This window comes from Actinomadura logoneensis (genome assembly GCF_003428695.1).
Classification (GTDB): domain Bacteria; phylum Actinomycetota; class Actinomycetes; order Streptosporangiales; family Streptosporangiaceae; genus Spirillospora; species Spirillospora logoneensis.
Window position 1 is genome coordinate 1 of the sequence record NZ_QURH01000574.1, and the last position, 1,758, is coordinate 1,758.

A 1,758-nucleotide genomic window follows, 5' to 3' on the forward strand; every position below is an offset into this window, starting at 1 on the left:
CCCCGGCCAGGGCCGCGGCGAGGGCCGCCGGGTCCAGCGCCCGGACGAGCGTCCGGCCGGTCGGCGCGAGCAGCTCGGCCTTGGTGCCGCTCGCCGCGACGCGTCCGCCCGCGATCACCACGAGGGTGTCGGCGACCGCCTCCACCTCGTGCAGCAGGTGCGAGGACAGCAGCACGGTGCCGCCCCGGTCGGCGAACCCGCGCAGCAGCGTCCGCATCCAGAAGATGCCTTCGGGGTCCAGGCCGTTGGCGGGCTCGTCCAGGATCAGCACGGACGGGTCGCCGACCAGCGCCTGCGCGATCCCGAGCCGCTGGCGCATGCCGAGCGAGTAGTCGCCGACGCGGCGGCCCGCGGCCCGGCCCGCCAGGCCGACCGTCTCCAGCATCTCGTCCGCGCGCCGGGCCGGGACGCCGAGCAGGCGCGCGGTCAGCGCCAGGGTCTCGCGGCCGGTGCGGCCCGCGTGCTGCGCGGACGCGTCCAGCAGCACCCCGACGTGCCGGCCGGGGTTGGGGAGCGACGCGAACGGCACGCCGAGCACGGTCGCCGTCCCGGAGGTGGGCGGGGTCAGCCCGCAGACCATCCGCATCGTGGTGGACTTTCCCGCGCCGTTCGGCCCGAGGAACCCCGTCACGGTGCCCGGGCGGCACCCGAAACTCACGTCCTCGACCGCCGTGGCCGGGCCGTAGCGCTTGGTCAGTCGCTCGACTTCGATCATGCCCCCAGCCTGGCGTTTCGCGAGGAGTGTCCGAAACGTCCGAAGGTCGGGGGAGGGGCGACGGAGGTCTATGCCGTCCCGGCCGTCGGTCGGCCGCAGGCAGGGAGGGCCGGGGGACCGGAGGCGGGAGGGCCGGGGGACCGGAGGCGGGAGGGCCGGGGGAGCGGAGGCGGGGAGGTCCGGGGGAGCGGTCAGGCGTCGAGGGCGGCGTCGTGGACGAGCAGCGCGATCTGGACGCGGTTGTTCAGCTCCAGCTTCGCCAGCAGCCGCGACACGTACGCCTTCACCGTCGCCACGCTCAGCGACAGCTCGCGCCCGATCTCGCTGTTGGTGAGGCCGCGCCCGACACGGGTCGCGACGGCCAGCTCGCCCTCGCTGAGCCGGTCGAGCAGCGCGCGCGCCCGCTCGCGGCGCGGGTCGACCCCGGCCTCGGCGACGTACCCCATCATCTTGCGCAGCACCGGCGGGGACAGCATGGGCTCCCCGGCGGCGACCTGCCGGATCGCCCGCATGATCTCCGGCGGCGGGGTGTGCTTGAGCAGGAAGCCGCTCGCCCCGGCGCGCATCGCCCGCAGGATGTGGTCGTCGGTGTCGAACGTGGTCAGGATGATGATCTCCGGCGGCTCGCGCCGCGACCGCAGCAGCTGGGTCGCCGCCAGGCCGTCCACGCGCGGCATCCGGATGTCCATGAGCACCACGTCCGGCCGGTGCTCGTTCACGGCCGGGACGACCTCCGAGCCGTCCGCGACGTCCGCGACGATCTCCAGGTCGTCCGCGCCCGCCAGCATCATCGACAGCCCCGCGCGGACGAGCGGGTCGTCGTCCACGATGAGCACCCGGATCACCTCAGCCACGTCCCCACTCTAGGAGTCCCCCAGCGGCAGCCGGGCCACGAGCAGGAACGTCCCGTCCGCCGTGCGGCCGTGCGTCAGCGTCCCGCCGACCAGCGCGACCCGCTCGTCCAGCCCCAGCAGCCCGGCGCCCGCCCCGGGCAGCCCGGACACCGCGCGGCCCCTGCTCGCGAGCGCGTCCCCGGGCGGCTC

2 protein-coding genes and 1 pseudogene are annotated in these 1,758 nt (G+C 75.8%); all 3 read right to left on the minus strand.

Annotation, left to right across the window (positions count from 1 at the left end):
• A partial coding sequence (locus DZF91_RS24290) for an ABC transporter ATP-binding protein (RefSeq protein ID WP_117359608.1) occupies nt 1-715 on the minus strand: 715 nt, incomplete at its 3' end.
• Between the two features lie 191 nt (nt 716-906).
• Nucleotides 907-1,560: a response regulator transcription factor gene (locus DZF91_RS24295; RefSeq protein WP_407920935.1), complete on the minus strand. Its 654-nt coding sequence runs from the start codon at nt 1,558-1,560 to the stop codon at nt 907-909.
• An 18-nt stretch (nt 1,561-1,578) separates the two neighbouring features.
• Nucleotides 1,579-1,758 (minus strand): annotated as a pseudogene (locus DZF91_RS40240) (hypothetical protein); the annotation flags it as partial.